Origin of the sequence: Pseudoalteromonas sp. XMcav11-Q, assembly GCF_040104525.1 — a bacterium.
Lineage (GTDB): Bacteria > Pseudomonadota > Gammaproteobacteria > Enterobacterales > Alteromonadaceae > Pseudoalteromonas.
This window is the reverse complement of sequence record NZ_JBECOX010000029.1, coordinates 1-16,637: the sequence shown is the minus strand read 5'-3', so window position 1 is coordinate 16,637 and position 16,637 is coordinate 1. Positions and strand designations below refer to the sequence as shown.

The 16,637-nt window shown below is 44.8% G+C and carries 3 protein-coding genes; all 3 read left to right on the top strand.

Annotation, left to right across the window (positions count from 1 at the left end):
• Positions 1 to 3,917: amino acid adenylation domain-containing protein (locus ABMY45_RS23705; RefSeq protein ID WP_349289589.1), on the top strand; the 3,917-nt coding region annotated here is incomplete at its 5' end.
• Positions 3,917 to 14,197: an amino acid adenylation domain-containing protein gene (locus tag ABMY45_RS23700; RefSeq protein ID WP_349289588.1), complete on the top strand. Its 10,281-nt coding sequence runs from the start codon at positions 3,917 to 3,919 to the stop codon at positions 14,195 to 14,197. The genes ABMY45_RS23705 and ABMY45_RS23700, both read left to right, overlap by 1 nt.
• Positions 14,197 to 16,637, top strand: a 2,441-nt coding sequence (locus tag ABMY45_RS23695; protein ID WP_349289587.1) for a condensation domain-containing protein, incomplete at its 3' end; no start/stop codon positions are given. The genes ABMY45_RS23700 and ABMY45_RS23695, both read left to right, overlap by 1 nt.

The window sequence follows — 16,637 nt, the reverse complement described above, 5'->3', positions numbered from 1 at the left end:
CGTTAACTGCGACTCGCTTTATTACAGGAATTGCCCCAGACGGCACAGCACGACCATTATATCGGACGGGAGACTTGGCCAGATTGACGGTGTCAGGTGAGTTTGAAGTGATTGGTCGGGCCGATCATCAGGTTAAAGTGCGTGGTCACCGCATTGAATTAGGGGAAATAGAGCAGCAATTATTAGCGCTACCAAGTGTTAGAGAAGCGGTGGTGCTGGTAGTGGGCGAAGAGGAGCTGAGCCGTTTAGTTGCCTATATTGTCAGTGACAAAGACGACAGTCATGGTGACATACAGCAGCAATTGGCGACAGTCTTACCGGAATACATGGTACCAAAACAGGTTGTGACATTACCGCGTTTACCGTTGACGCCAAACGGTAAAGTGGACCGCAGTGCGCTACCTAGTCCACATCAGCAAGCAACGAAACGAATAACCGCGACAAGTCAAACAGAGCGACGATTGGTACAAATATGTGCTGAATTGTTGGGGATAGAAGCGGGGGATATCGGTCTAGAACAACACTTTTTTGCGCTAGGTGGGCATTCCTTATTAAGTGTAAAGCTACAAGCTGAGATCCGCTCAACGTTTGCAGTAGAGCTAGGTTTAGGCGACATATTTGCTCAGCCAGACTTAGTTAGCCTAGCGGCAACAATAGACGCTGCGGAACACTCACAACAAACATTGATCACAAAACGAAGCAGTTCAGAGCCGGCGGCTTTGTCATATGCGCAACAGCGTTTGTGGTTTATTGAACAGATGCAACCTGGCAGTGCGCATTATGTGATGAGTTCAACGTTACAGCTGCGAGGAGTAATAGCAGCTGACTATATAGAGCAGGCATTACAAGGCATTATTGCACGGCATGATATATTGCGAAGCCGTTTCATAAGCCATGAAGGTGAGCCTAGGCAAGTCGTGGAAAGTGAGGTCAGGTTTGTCTTACAGCATTACGATTTAACATCACTAGCGCCTGCAACACAGCAGCATAAGATACAGACACTACAAGCAGAAGAAGGACAGCGAGGTTTTGACCTAACAGCAGGGCAACTATTTAGAGCGAGTTTGGTCAGGCAAAGTGCAACGGAAGCGGTGCTGATGATCAGTCTTCATCACATCATCGCAGATGGTTGGTCGGTAGAGATATTGCATCGAGAGTTTGCGGCACTTTATCAAGGGTTGCAAAGAGGGGAGGCTGCGGTACTTCCTCCTTTAGCTATTCAGTATAGTGATTATGCTGATTGGCAGCTGGCAAGTCAGCAGCAACAAAAGCTCAAGTCACAGCTAGACTACTGGGTTACTGAGTTAGCCGAGCGTGGTGAAGATTTAAAACTGCCTAGCGACACCGGGACAATAGAAAAACTTAGGGGTAGTACCAGCAAAGTCAGTTTTTCTTTATTGCCTTCTTTTAGCTCTGAATTGGAACTGATAGCAAAAGATCAAAAGATAACACTCAATATGCTGTTAAGTTCAGCATGGGCTATTTTGCTAGCTAAGCTTACCGGCAGCTCGTCATTACAGATAGGACTTCCTGTTGCTGGGAGACAGCATGCGGCTTGCTTTGATCTAATTGGACTGTTCGTCAATACCGTTGTCTTGAAAGTTGAATTACAGTCGGAGATGACTATTATCGAGTTGTTTTCTCATGTGAGTGAGAAAAGCACTTCTGCTTTTGCCAATCAAGATGCTCCGTTGGAGCAAATAATTGAGCGTTTGAACCCGCCAAGAAGTTCATATCAGCATCCCGTATTCCAAACATTGTTAGCACTTCACAATAAGTATGAGGCTGCGCAGATACCTGCTCTCGAAATGAATGAACTGATACGGACGAATGGTCATTCAGAATTTGATTTAGTGCTAACTGCAGAGCAAACAGAACATGGCTTAGATTGCCATATAGAGTTTCTAAATGAGCTTTACCACTCTAGTGATGTTGCCAAATGGAGCGAGTATTTCTTAAAGATCTTAAAGGCTTTTGTAACGCAACCTAATGCAACCATTGCCGAGTTATCACTTATGTCTAATGATGATAAGAGGCGTTTACTCGGTCGGCCTCAAAGCGTATTGCAAGCTACTCCAACTTTGTTGATGCCTCAGCGGTTATCGAATAATGCTGTTCGGTTCCCCGATAATATTGCCATAGTAGATAATGGCAAGGAGTATACTTATGCTTGGTTAGAATCCCACTCAAATCAGCTCGCAAATTATCTCTTACAAGAGGGAATTACAACAGAAGATCGAGTAGCAATCTGCCTGCCAAGATCGGCAATGTTTATGGTCGCTATTTTCGCGGTTATGAAAGCCGGTGCGACATATGTGCCGCTGGATAGAGCGCAGCCAAAAGCTAGGTCTCTTTATGTTTTGGCCGATAGTAAACCAAAGCTTTTGTTATTACCTGAGGGTGATGACCATGAGAGTTACAAACAAGCAGAATCCGATTATGTGATACAGAATTTAAGTGAAGATCACGCAATATTCCAAGATCATGAACCGAATGCGCCCCAAATCTGCATCGCCCCACAGCAACTGGTGTACCTAATATATACATCAGGATCCACCGGTAACCCTAAAGGCGTGATGGTGGAGCACCAAAATTTAGCTGCTTTTGTCGAAGGCTTTATAGAGCGCTACCGACTCGACTCGACTAAACGCATACTGCAATTTAGTGCTGTAAATTTTGATATGTCCATTGAGGAGATATTTGGCAGCTTAATGACAGGTGGGACGTTGGTACTACGAGACGATACCTGGCTATCGAGTACGGCAACATTTTGGGCGCTTTGTGAACAGCAACGTATCAATCTAATCACTTTGCCAACGGCATTTTTCCATCAACTTATGCAGGCGCCTACTATGTCATTACCTAATATGCTGGAAACAGTCATTATTGGTGGTGAAGGGTTACAGGCTGGCTGTGTTGAGCGCTGGTTTGCACATCAAGGGAAGCTTCCAAAGTTAGTTAACTCTTATGGTCCAACTGAAACCACCGTCACTGTTTCGCACTTAGAGATAAAGCCTGATGGCTATTATGGTGAAATTTTGGCTATTGGCAAAGCGGATGCGAATAACCGTATTTATATACTCGATAATCAGCAACAACTACAGCTTCCTGGTGTAAAAGGAGAGATTTATATTGGTGGAAATCAAGTCAGCCGAGGCTATTGGAACAAAGATGAGTTAACGGCAAAGGTATTTTTTGCAGATTTGCTGGAGCAAGATCTTGGTTCAAGAATGTATCGCACTGGAGATATTGCTCGATATCGTAATGACGGAAACATTGAGTTTTTAGGTCGCAGAGACGCTCAAGTCAAATATAAAGGTTACCGTGTTGAGTTGCCTGAAGTGGAGCAAAACTTAGCTCAGCATGAGCGGTTGGATAGCGCGGTAGTGCTGCTTAATACCACTAAACAGCATCAGCACCTTGACGCTTGGTTGGTTAGTCACAGTTGCCAAGATCATAGTGACCTTATCAGTGATGTGAAGGGGTGGCTCAAGCATAGGTTGCCTCATTATATGCAGCCTAGTCGGTGGGCTGTGCTCAACGTATTGCCGTTAACAAATAATGGCAAAATTGACAAAGCTAATTTACCCACCCCCATTGCGCATAGTGATAGTCGCTATATGGCGCCGAGCAATGAACTAGAAGAGAAGCTTGTGGATATATTGCAACTGACTTTGGGGTTACAAACTTCCCCAGGAGTGCATGATAGCTTCTTCGAGCTTGGAGGTAGTTCTATTTCACTGGTCGCGTTTAAAAATGCGATAGAAAACGGTTTCGGTGTACAGCTGGAACTGCTGTTTTTATTCACGTATCCAACCGTAGCTGAGATTGCATTAGCTGTTGAACTGGCTAACAAAAACACTAGCGCAAGTACCGAGGCTGAGCTTGCGGAAGATATGGAATCTGGAGAATTTTAATGGTTCAAAAAATAATAAAAAAAGCGCTAGCTGCAGGGATCGAACTTTATCTTGAAGAGCAAAAGCTAAAATTTACGGCGCCAAAAGGAGCGTTGACCTCTGAGCTAAAGAATGAAATTTCTGCACACAAAGACGATATTATCCAGTATCTACAACATAGTATCCAACGTCCTAAAGTTAGTGCTATCACTCCTCGTCCTGACAGTAAGTATCTACCTTTGTCTTTGGCGCAGGCGAGATTGTGGTTTATACACCAGCTTGGTGGTGGCGAGAGTAGCGAATATAATATTTTTGCAGCATTCGAGTTAGAAGGTGAGTTGCGAGTTGATAAGGTTAGTCAGGCTTTGGCTGAAATAATCAACCGTCACGAAGTGCTCCGGTGTGGTTACGTTGAGCAGCAAAATCAAACGCTGCAGTTTTTACATCAAGACTTTGAGATACCTCTGTTTCAAGAAGACTATAGCCTGCTTTCTGCCGCAGAATATGAGACTAAACTACAACAGCTGATAACTAAAGAGTCACGTTACTCATTCGACTTGAGTGCTGAATTAGTATTGCGGGTAACGCTTGTTAAACGTCATGCCAAACAGCATTGCTTACTTTTCGCTGTTCACCATATTGCAGCAGACGGCTGGTCAGTGGAAGTGCTGTCATCAGAATTTGTAACCAGTTATCACCAGTTAGCGACTGGCCAGTCAGTGCAGTTAACTGCTTTACCAATACAGTATGCTGACTATGCCTATTGGCAAAAGCAACATTTAGATCAGCCAGTACTTGAACAGAAATTAGAGTTTTGGCATGACTATTTAGCCGAAGCTCCAGAGGTACATAGCCTACCACTCGATAGACCACGCCCTAAACAGCAAAATTTTACATCTAAACAAATGCAAGTTCCTTTGAGCAAGAAACTGAGCGAGCAGTTAGTCAAGCTGGCAAAAAGCCACAATGTGACGCTCTTTACCTTATTGCAGTCTGCATTTGCTTTTGTTTTAGGCCGATTTAGTGGTAGTGATGATATTGTGATGGCGACACCTGTGGCGGGAAGAGAACGAGAGGAAGTTCAGTCCTTGATCGGCTGCTTTCTCAATACAATAGTGCTGCGTTCGGAGATCCCTGAAGATGGTGATTTTTGGCAATTTTTAGCTAAAAATAAAAGCCGAGTACAGCAGGCTTTTGGTCATCAAGAGGTACCTTTTGACCAAGTCGTAGAGGCTGTGCAGCCTTCCCGCAATTTAGCCTACAACCCTTTAGCCCAAATCAAGTTTGTACTACAAAATTATCAACAATCTCAATTTGAATTGACGGACTTGATTGTTCGCGCTTTACCGTTGCGAGAGGGAGCTGTGCGTTATGACTTGGACCTTAGCATATTTGAAGAGCAAGGAAGCCTAATCCTTGACTGGAATTATAAAAGTGAATTATTCGACCAAGTGACAGTGGAGCGGTTATCAACAGCTATGGTGCAATTGCTAACTGCGTTGCCTGAACACCAATCTAATCAATCATTACCTTCGTTGTTGAGTGAAGAAACAAGACAATCGCTCCTATCAATGGGAACTGGTGAGCAGCAAGTTACTGATACAGAACTTCCCATTGTACAGCAGATATTAATTCAGGCTCAGAGTGCACCGGAACGAATCGCAGCTCGAGCAGGTGATACGACACTAAGTTATGGCGAATTAATTGCCAAAGCGAAAAATTTAGCTGGCTGCTTATCAGAACAAGAAATAGGTCATGGTGATCATGTTGCGCTATTACTGCCTAAAAGTGTGGAGCTATTAGTCGCCCTTATCGGAGTACAGTTGGCGGGAGCCGTATATATCCCATTAGATAAATCGAGTGGTAAGACAAGGTTGGAATATGTATTAAAAGATGTTGATGCCGAACTATTGATAACCCAAAGTGCACTTCTCGAAACAGTATCTAGCGAAGGGTATGATGTAATGTTGATGGATGACTGCTTAACGCCAGACTGGCTAAGTGAGTTTACACCATCTTCGCTACCGCCAACTCAGTTAAGTGATAGTGCTTATCTAATTTATACATCAGGCTCTACTGGTCAACCCAAGGGAGTTGAAATTACTCAGTTGGGATTACAGCAGTATTGCGCCTTTGCCAGTGATTTTTATTACCAAGACCATCTCGTGGGCTCTCTACTCGTTACTGAGCCGGCATTTGACATCAGTGTACCTAGTCTTTACTTACCCTTATTACATGGGGGATGTGTGACATTATTGCCACAAGATGATGTGATTTTTGCTTTGCTGAACGAATTACAGCAACTTGAGCTTGAAGGGGTATTATTGCGATTAACTCCTAGCCATTGTCAGGCCTTACTCGATGCGCTCAAGGGCCAAGTGATCACTGCCCCTTGTGTATTGGTGATAGGTGGTGAGGCCCTATCGCAAAGAGTAGCTTTAGCATTAGGTGATACGTTTCCTAACAGTTTGTTATATAACCATTACGGTCCAACAGAGACTGTCGTGGGTTGCTGCATACATGCATTCAATGATTTACCATTGTTAGGAAACGGCACTGTACCGATAGGTCTGCCAATGACCAATACTCAGTTGCTGGTATTAAACGAACAACAGCAACTTCAAGTGCCCGGAGGCATCGGCGAATTGTGGATTGCAGGTACCGGTGTGGCGAAAGGATATTGGCAACGGCCAGAGTTAACCTCTAGGTGCTTTGTTGTAGATGTTTTAAAGAGCGGCTCGTCCGAACGTTACTACAAAACAGGGGATTTAGTTCGCTGGAATAGTCAAGGGCGGTTGGAGTTTATTGGTCGTAATGATCAACAAGTTAAAATTCGTGGGCATCGAGTTGAACTTGGCGAGATTGAAACGCTTTTGGAGGGCTGTGATGGTGTTCAACGATTAATCGCACACGTTAATAGAAGCCAAGAAAATGAGTATCTTGTGTGTTATTTCGTGCCTCAACATGAAGATGTTGAGACCGTGCGCAACCAGCTAGAAGGCCTTGCCGCTGCTAGGCTACCTGTGTACATGAGACCGCATTGCTATATTGCGCTTGATGACTTTCCGCTAAGTCGTAATGGCAAAGTTAACCGACGGGCATTACCTGATCCCAAAACGTTGCAACAAACTTCACGACTTGCTCCGGAGAGCTTAGTTGAGATGCAGTTGCTGGATATTTGCACGCAGCTGTTATCACGAACTGATATTGCGCCTAACAGTGACTTTTTTGCAATGGGGGGGCATTCACTGTTAGCGGTTAGGTTGATCAACCATGTGAGTACACAGCTGGGTAAGAAACTACAGTTAAAAGATATTTTTAATCACCCAATTATTCGTGACTTGGCTAAGTTTATACAGAAAAGTGAAGATCTAGCGCTTGAACCAATTAAGCGACTGGAGACGGATATGGTTAAACCGCTTTCTGTAGCGCAGCAGCGGTTGTGGTTACTGTCGCAGATTGAAAGCAACCAGGCTCAGTATAATATGCCATTTGCGTTGGATATCTGCGGCCAGTTTGATGTCGATATTGCTGAGTATGCCTTGACTCAGTTACTAGAGCGTCATCAGGCATTACTTATGAATTTTGTCACAATAGATGCTCAACCACAGCTACAGTTAACGCAAGAAGCTTTTCAACTAGTATTATTAGATGTGACTGGAAAGTCTATCGCTGAGCAGCAGTGTCAACTTGAGACTGTGCGATTAGAAAATGCAACCATACCATTCGATTTAAGTCGAGATTGTCTGTTGCGCGGGACTTATGTCAAGCGAGGTGAGCAGCACGGCACGTTACTCCTCACTACACATCACATCGCGACAGATGCTTGGTCGATGAATATTCTATTACGCGACTTTATTACTATTTATAAACAAAAGCTGGGTGTTGACACTGAAGCGCTTCCTGTGATCGATATTCAATACAGTGATTATGCCGCGTGGCACCATGAACAACTTGCGTCGAATGAGCATAAAGCGCACTTAGATTATTGGCTTACACAGCTGGCAGATATTGATGCTGTCCATCAGTTACCCACTTATCAAGCGAGAAGTAATCAGCAAACGTTTGCTGGAAACAATCTGCAATGGCTATTGAATCAGAAGCAGTTGAATGGTTTAAAGCAACTTGCGGGCAAACACAATGCGACGCTTTTTATGGTATTGCATGGTTTATTGAGTCTGTTAATTTGCCGTCACACTCAGCATTCGCAAGTGGTTATTGGAACCCCGGTTGCAAATCGTAGTCACCCGCAGTTGGATAACGTTGTGGGCTTTTTTATAAATAACCTAGTGTTAAAAGTGGAGTGCTCTCTTAAGCAGAGTTTTGGGACGTTCTTAGAACAAGTAAAGCAAGTTAACCTAGAGGCATTGTCCCGCCAAGCTACGCCATTTGAACAATTGGTCGAAATGCTAGCTCCTGAACGCAGTTTGAATTATTCCCCGTTGTTTCAAATCATGTTGATTCTGGACAATACGGCGAACGAAGCGTTACCTCTTGGCGATTTGCCGTTTTCCATGACACCACAGTTACATTCAGAATCGGTAGCTAAGTATGAATTGACTTGGCATGCACGTGAACAATCAGAGGGTCTGCAGCTTACAGTCGAATACCGTACTGAGTTGTTTCATCAGCAATATATCGAGCAGATGATGGCGCAATTTGCACAATTGGTTGATGGCGTCATCGATTCTGAACAACAAGCTTGTTATCACTACAACTTGTTACCAGAATCTCAACGTGACTATTTGTTGCAACAGCTAAATTGTACCTCGCAAGCGTTTGATAGTGAGGGGTTACTGCAACATGCCATCGAATACCAAAGTGTTACGCAGCCCGATAAAGTAGCTGTCTGTTTTAACAATGAAAACTTAACGTTTGCAGAGTTAAATGCGCAATCTGAATGTGTTGCTAAACAGTTGTATCAAAGAGGGATCCGGCCTGGAGATTTAGTTGGGATTTGTCAACCGCGCTCTTTATCTATGCTGATTAATATGTTGGCTATTTTAAAAGTTGGTGGTGCTTATTTGCCTTTAGATCCCAGCTACCCACCACAGCGGCTGAATTATATTGTTCAAGATAGCGAATTAAAGCACTTAATTTTGACGCAATCGTTACAACCATTATTCAGTAACAATGTATCAGCTGCACTTCACTTGGTTGAATACCTAGACTTACAGGCGTCGACAAACCCCGTTTCTTATACTAATCAACTCACCTCAGATAGCTTGGCATATGTGATCTATACGAGTGGCTCCACGGGCAAGCCAAAGGGCGTCAAAGTGAGCCACAGAAACGTACTTAACTTTTTTACCGCGATGAGCACATCGCTACCAAGCAACTCGTCAGATATAACCTGGTTAGCTAGCACGAGTATTAGCTTTGATATTTCTGTGCTCGAGCTATTCTGGAGCTTAGCCTCTGGAGCTAAGGTAATCATCCAGCCAGAGCGACCACAGAGTATCGCAAGTGAAAAGCTCGCACAGGTGCATTTATGCAAATCAGATATGGCATTACTCGATGCAAAAGAGTTATCTGTTGCGAAGTTTTCAAGCTATGTTGGTGATCGAGTTTCTTGCTTACATTCTGATACTGAAAATCTCGGCTTAAACTGTCGCGCCACGGAGCAAGAATATGAGCAGGCGGCGCGAAGCGGAGCTGGACTTTCGGTGCTATATCAAGGAAGCGAGCTTTCAGAACTAGCAACAAAAGTTGCGGCATTTAACACTATTCAGCAAGCGGCTAGCAGCAGAGTACTCTATCTGCCCGTTAGCGAATGCAATGAACAAACGGGAGCGCTTTGCACGCTTGAAGATAGTGATATGGCTCTGGCGCAATTAGCTCTCTTTGGCAAGATGGGCTTTAATGCAGTTGTAGTTATTTACACGTCTCAACAACATGCCTCCATCACACCGCAGCAGTTATCTTGTGTAGCAACAATTCAAGAACGCTTTATACAGCACGATTGTCAAACGAATATGTTGGCACAACGTTTTGAGAACGATTGGGATCCTGCTCAGTTAATCGTTCAACACCAAGTTTCACACTTTCAAGCGACGCCTAGCTATATACGTGAATTACTACACAGTGACTCGGGTCGAGATGCATTACAGCAGCTGGAATTGCTACTGGTTGGTGGAGAGGCTCTGAGTGATGACCTTGCTCAGCAACTTTGTGCGCTTCTGCCTGAGCGAGTGTTTAATATGTACGGGCCAACGGAATGTACGGTGTGGTCTTGTGCGGCTAAAGTGAAACCACAAGCTGTCACGATAGGTGCCCCTGTCGCGAACACTCAAGTTTACGTTGTGGATGAATTTCAACAGCTAATGCCACATGGTGCTGTGGGTGAACTATTAATTGCTGGTGAAGGAGTGACACCAGGCTATTTAAATCGTCCGGAGCTAACGCAGCAACGATTTGTGGAAGTGTCCTTTTTAACGACACCTATTAGGGCATACAAAACCGGCGATTTGGTTCGTTGGCAGGACACGGGTGAGCTCATCTATGTTGGCCGTAACGACGATCAGGTCAAAATAAAAGGACATCGTATTGAACTTGGAGAAGTTGAACGACTAATTCGCGAGTTCGCGGATTGTCAGCAAGTGGCGGTGGTTAAACAATGTCGCAGTCAAACCGAATTATTGGTCGCATTTGTTGTGTGTTCATCCACATGCAAAGATAAACAGCAGAGCGTATCACAGTGGCGCCATATACTCGCTATGCGTGCCCCAAGTTATCTTATCCCTGACCGTATAGAGTGTGTCTCTGCTTTACCTCTAACTCCAAATGGCAAAGTGGATAAGTCAGCGCTAGCTAACTTGAATGTGGTTGCAGATATTGATTTTGTACCAGCTGAGTCGGAGAGTGAACACAGTGTGATGGAGAGTTGGCAACAAATACTCGGGCTTAACTCTGATATTTCAGTTCATGACAGCTTTTTTAATATTGGTGGTCACTCATTATTAAGTTTACGGTTAGTAAATGAATTAAACGCTAAATTCAATTCCACTTTGTCGCTTCGAGATATTTTTGAACATAATACTATCGCGGCGTTGAGTCGGTTGATTGATGAAAAGCAAACAAGTCAGCAGCACGTTATTCCGAGACGTAAAAAATCACAACAGTCATTGCCATTATCATTACAACAGCGCCGTTTATGGTTTATCGATCAGCTTCACGATGGTAAAAGTACGCACTACAACATGCATTTGCTTTTCCAAGTTGGCAAACAGTTTAACCTTGCGCTGGCTACTCAAGTTATGAATGAGTTGATAGAGCGTCACCAAGCATTACGCACGATTTACCGTACTCAGGAAGAAGAAATAACGCAAGTCGTGGTCTCACGACCTAAGTTTACTATTACCGAGCTAAATGAACAGCAGCTATGCGCCCAAAGCGCAGTCGACGAGCGACTAAAAGCATTAGCGCAACTCCCCTTCGAACTTGCTACATCCATTCCGATCAGAGCAACTTATGTTACGACAGGGCTAAGTTGTTACTTGCTAATTTGTGTCCACCATATTGCGACAGATGCTTGGTCTATGGAGGTGCTTGCTCAAGAGTTTTATTCGCTGTATCAGGCTTATCAGCAGGGGAAAGCGCATCAACTAGTTGCACCCACAGTCGATTACGCTGACTATGCATTATGGCAGCACAGTGAAGCTCAGCAGCAGCGGTTAGCGCGACAAAATCAATATTGGTTAGAGCAGCTAAGTGATATGCCTATGCTAAGTTCATTGCCACTGAATAAACCCCGTGGGAAGTTTGCTGCACATAAAAGCCAAACCATGACTATAGAGGTCGAGGGTGAATTATTCGAATTAATGAAAAAAGCAACATCAGCGACTAATACGACAGCATTTATGTACTTACATGCTGTTTTGAGCATCGTACTATGCCGCTATAACAACAGTGATGATTATGCTATTGCAACGCCAGTGGCTAATCGACCGCACAAAGATTTTGACAGCGTGGTTGGTTTATTTGTTAACACCTTGGTGCTGCGTACTCATTATCAATCTGAGTGCTGTTTTAGTGATTACCTACAACAAGTAAAAAGTACTGATGTTGCCGCCTTAGACAATCAAGAGACGCCCTTTGAGTGGCTAGTTGAGCAGCTTACGACACAGCGCACTACGAGTTATAACCCCTTGGTGCAGGTTCTGTTTACGTATCAAAAGGCGCTAGTCTCAGATGAAAGCACCTTTACCGAACACCTTAAGCCCATCGAGTTTAGTGATCAGCAAAGTAAGTTTGAATTTTCATTGCGTGTTATAGAGCACGAGCGAAAGCTGTTATTGCAGTTTGATTATGATACGAGTCTATTTGAAGCGGTAGCGATACAAAACGTTGTGAATAGCGTAAAGCACGTACTGGCTCAAACGCTGACCAACCCTGAAGTCGCACTTGGGCAATTACAGTTAACTACGAAACAAAGTGAGCGTTCGCAGCAGTGTGGTGTTGTTAACCTTAAAGGTCGCGATACATCTTTATTAGCATTATTTTATCAGCAAGTAGCAGCTCACCCTAAAGCTATCGCTACGCGCTATAATGAGCAGGAGTTCAGTTATGAAGTGTTGGCCCAAAAAGTAGAACAGCTGGCCAACTACTTGCGTCAACAACAAGTCGGGGAAAGTAGCCGAATTGGCTTATACCTTGATCGTGGTCCTGAAATATTGGTCGCAATTCTCGCTGCTTTGAAAATTAATGCTTGTTTTGTTCCGATTGATTTGTCAAACCGAGGGGAGCGTCTCAATAGCATAGTTAACGATGCAAAGCTTGATATGGCACTCATTTCACAAGCCTATTGGGCGCGCTGGCAAAGTCAACCATGCCAGGTGACGGATCTAACACTTAGCGATTGGTTGTTTCACGAGTATAGTAGTCTGCCAAGCAGTTTAGTTTACCAAGCTCAAACCCCCGCTTATGTTATTTATACATCAGGTTCGACAGGTAAACCTAAAGGGGTTGAGGTTTCGCACCGGGCATTGCTCGATTACTGCCAGTTTGCTCTGCAGAATTATTATGACGTTGAGTTAGTAGGCTCGTTCTTGGTGACGTCTTACGGCTTTGATATTAGTTTGCCTGCATTACTTCTACCATTATTATGCGGTGGGACGGTCGACCTAAGTGGTCACCATGATGAGGTTTTAACCGAGCTTGCCAAGCGACTTGCGCGACCAAGTACTCAGCCTTTGTTGTTGCGATTAACACCTATGCATGCCAGAGCGTTAATGTTCATTATGGGTGATGAGGTATGTCAAAGTCAGCATGTCTTTGTGATTGGCGGTGAGTTGTTTCCGGTATCGCTTTTCGCCCAATTAACTCATACCTTTCCAAATGCCACCATATACAATCATTATGGACCAAGCGAAGCCGTTGTGGGTTGTTGTATCGCGCGGCTAAATGATTTTGAGCTAGGACAGGCTGATTCGCTCCCTATTGGCTACGCTATGGAAAATACCCAGCTATATGTATTAGACAAAGCAATGCAGATAGTACCAACTGGTGTTGTAGGTGAATTGCACATCGGAGGGCGCTGTCTCGCGAATGGCTATCTTAACCAACCGGAGTTGACTACTCAGCGTTTTGTTCACAACCCATTTCAGCCTGGAGAGCGATTATACCGTACCGGTGATCTTGTTCGGCAACAGTATGACGGCAGCTTATACTATGTGGGTCGCATTGATGATCAAGTGAAATTACATGGTTTTCGTATCGAATTGGGAGAAGTAAACCAGCAGTTGCTTATGCTACCTCAGGTTAAGGCAGGTGTTACCGTAATGGCAGGAGAGGAAGAGCATAGGCGCTTAGTCTCATATGTTGTGCTTAACCAGTCCAATATAGACCCAGATATCACTTTGTCACAGATATTGCTGACGCTACAACAAAACCTTCCTAGTTACCTTTGCCCTGCGCAATTGATTGACTTGCCTGAGCTACCATTGAGTGCAAACGGTAAAATTAATGTCAAAGCGCTACCCGAGGCACCCATGCAGGACTCAAAAGAGTTTGTTGCGGCCAATACCGATCTTGAATTGCAATTGGTAGCTATCTGGCAACAGGTACTTCGACTTGAGCAACCACCGAGTATAGATTGTAACTTTTTCGCAGCTGGAGGTAACTCTCTGCTTGTCATGTCATTAAGCGCTGCTCTACAGAAGCAGTTTGCGTGCGTAACACAAATGAACCAATTATTTCAATATCAGACTATCCGCCAACAAGCAGAGTTGATTGAGCAACTATTCGCATTACAAGCAGTCGATGCAGAGAATGACGAATTTGAAGATGAGGGAGTATTATAATGGTGCTAGAAATTCTAAAGAAAGCGCGCCTACAAGGTGTCACATTATTTCTCGACGAGCAGGGACAGCTGCGTTTTAAAAAGAAGTCAGGCAAGTTAAGTGCTGAGTTAAAAGCTGAATTAACAGCAAACAAACAAGAATTAATAGCGCTACTCCGTGCCCAACAAGAGAAATTGATTGCTATTACCAGTATAGATCGCAGTGGTGCGATCCCAGCGTCATTTTCACAACAACGGCTGTGGTTAATCGATAAGCTAGAAGGCAGTCAACATTATAATGTTGCAGCAGCACTGGCCTGTGATGGGGTACTGGATATTGCAGCCATAGAAGCCAGTCTAACCCAAATAGTTGCCCGCCACGAGGCGTTAAGAACCTGTTTCGAAGCCCACGATGGAGTGTGTATGCAGCGGGTAATGCCAGCCCGAGCGGTGACGGTAGAAGTGGTGAATTTGGTTGATTGTGGTGAAGATGAAGTGCAGCGGCAAGTGGATGATGCGGCACGAGAAGTTTTTGACCTAAGCCAAGATTTAATGTTGCGTACAAAAATCATCAAACAGTCTCAAACACGGCATATTTTGTTGTTCACGTTGCATCACATCGCATCGGATGGTTGGTCAATGCAGCTATTAATAAAAGAGTTTAATGCATTTTACCAAGCCGCGATAACAGGCGGGGAAGCGGATGTGCCTGAATTACCGGTCCAATATGGAGATTACGCGTACTGGCAACAGCAACAGTTAACGGAGCAAAACAAAGCACAGTTGTTAAGGTATTGGCAGGCTAGGTTGTCGGGCATGCCGAGCTTACACGGATTGCCATTAGATAAGCCGCGACCAGCCAAGCAAGAATTTACCTCTGGATATGTGCGTAGTCGGATAGGCAAAGAGACATTGGCAGGGTTACAAGCGCTAACGCAAAGCGCAGGTGTCACGTTATTTATGGTACTGCAAGGTGCTTTTGCGGTGTTATTGAGCCGCTTAAGCGGTGAGTCGGACATCGTCTTAGGCGTACCGACAGCGGGGCGTAGTGAGAGTGAATTGTCGCCATTAATAGGGTTTTTTATCAATACCTTGGTGAGTCGAACAGAGGTTGATTTAGCGCAGCCATTTACGGCGTTATTGGCGCAGATAAAGGCAGATACGCTGGCAGATTATCAGCATCAAGGGCTCCCTTTTGAGCTGTTGGTAGAGGCATTAAACCCAGATAGAAGCTTAGCATATAACCCCTTGTGTCAGGTTAAGTTGGTGCTACAGAACCATCGCAGCAGTGACGATGAAGGGTTGAGTTTGGGAGAGGCGAGGCTGAAACCACTCCAACAAAGTCAAGAGCAGGTACGGTTTGATTTGGATTTGACTTGCTCGGAGGGAGAAGGCGAGTTGCTATGCCATTGGCGGTATCAACAGAGCTTGTTTACAGAAGCGACGATAGCGGCGTATGCCCGTAGCTTTGAGTATCTATTGGAGAGTATCGCGAAGGGAGCCCAAGGTAGCTGCAAAAGTTTAGCCTTGTATGACGATGAAATGCGTCAAAGCTTGATAGAAGAGAGCGTAGGTGCAGCCTGTGATTATCGGCGAGGAGAAAGTGTAGTAGAGCAGTTTGCGAGACAAGCCCAGCAGACGCCGGAGAGAATAGCGGTACGGGATGAATCACACGCACTGAGCTATGGAGAGCTGTACAGTCGCGTGAATCAGTTGGCACATTACCTTCAAGAGCAGGATATAGGGGTAGGAGAGCGAGTTGCGTTGGTGATGACGCGAGATGTCACGCTCTTGGTGGCGATGCTAGGGGTGATGGCGACGGGTGCGAGCTATATCCCATTGAGCCCGGATAATCAGACGGCACGTTTAGCAGATATATTTAACGATGCGGATGTGACTCAGGTCTTGGTATCGACATGTTTATTAGAAATTTTACCGGTTTCAGGGGTAGATGTGTTAATGCTGGATGAGGATGAGTGGGGCTTATCGGGTTATGACAGCCATCCGGTGGGAGTGACACATACCTTAGCGGATAGCGCCTATGTGATTTATACGTCAGGGTCGACGGGTAAGCCAAAGGGGGTGGAGGTAAGTCACAGAGGATTAATAGATTACTGTGGCTATGGTCTAAAAGCGTACTATCAAGAGCAGTTGACAGGAAGCTATGTGTTGACGTCGCATGCATTTGATATAGGCGTTCCGAGTTTATATTTGCCTCTTTTGGTGGGAGGGTGCGTGAACTTAGCGCCTTGGGGAGAGGAGTTGGAGGGATTAGTCGAGCGGTTACGAGAGAGCTCAGAGGCGAGTTTATATCGTTTGACGCCGATGCATTGTGAGGCATTACTTGAATTGCTGGATGGGGATAAGGTCAGCGGAGCGCATGTTCTGGTGATAGGAGGGGAGACGCTAACGGAGGGGCTGGCTGCGCGGTTGCAAGATACCTTTAGTGAAAGTCAACTTTA